At 56.7% G+C, this 485-nt stretch carries 2 pseudogenes; both read left to right on the top strand.

Features of this window, described 5'->3' with window-relative positions:
* A pseudogene (locus tag EOA27_RS39765) lies at window positions 1-96 on the top strand (IS66 family transposase zinc-finger binding domain-containing protein); the annotation flags it as partial.
* 76 nt (window positions 97-172) lie between these two features.
* Window positions 173-485, top strand: a pseudogene (locus EOA27_RS39760) (IS110 family transposase); the annotation flags it as partial.

Here is a 485-nt window from a genome sequence, read left to right as displayed (position 1 = left end):
GGCGGTCATCGGCTGCGCAAGCTGGGTGAGGATATCACCGAGACGCTGGAGGTGGTGCCGCGGCAATGGAAGGTGATCCAGCACGTGCGGGAGAAGATCCTATGGGCGACTGGATGGCAGCCACCACTCTTGCGAATGTGTGGTTGTTACAAACACCACTCGGGAGCCAGGCATGCAAACCGGTCAATTCGAAACTTCGATCGCCATTCGCACCGAACTCTGCGCGATCTTCGTGTCGCTGGAATTAAGCAGAACACGGTGGTTGATCACGTCTCTTTCGCCGGGAGGGGGAGAGAAAATGTCGAAACACTCAGTTCTGGGAGGCGATGTTGCGAATCTCCTGAATAGGCTCGCAGAACTCCACCAGAAGGGGCGATCGCGCACTGGCAAAACGTACCCCGTGGTCGTCATCCAAGAAGCCGGCCTCGACGGATTCTGGATCCACCGCGCACTTGAGAAGAATGGAATAGAAAGCTGGGTAGTTG

Origin of the sequence: Mesorhizobium sp. M2A.F.Ca.ET.037.01.1.1 (genome assembly GCF_003998075.1) — a bacterium.
Taxonomy (GTDB): Bacteria; Pseudomonadota; Alphaproteobacteria; order Rhizobiales; family Rhizobiaceae; genus Mesorhizobium.
Note: the sequence above shows the minus strand (reverse complement) of the source record. Positions and strands in the feature narration are given on the sequence as shown.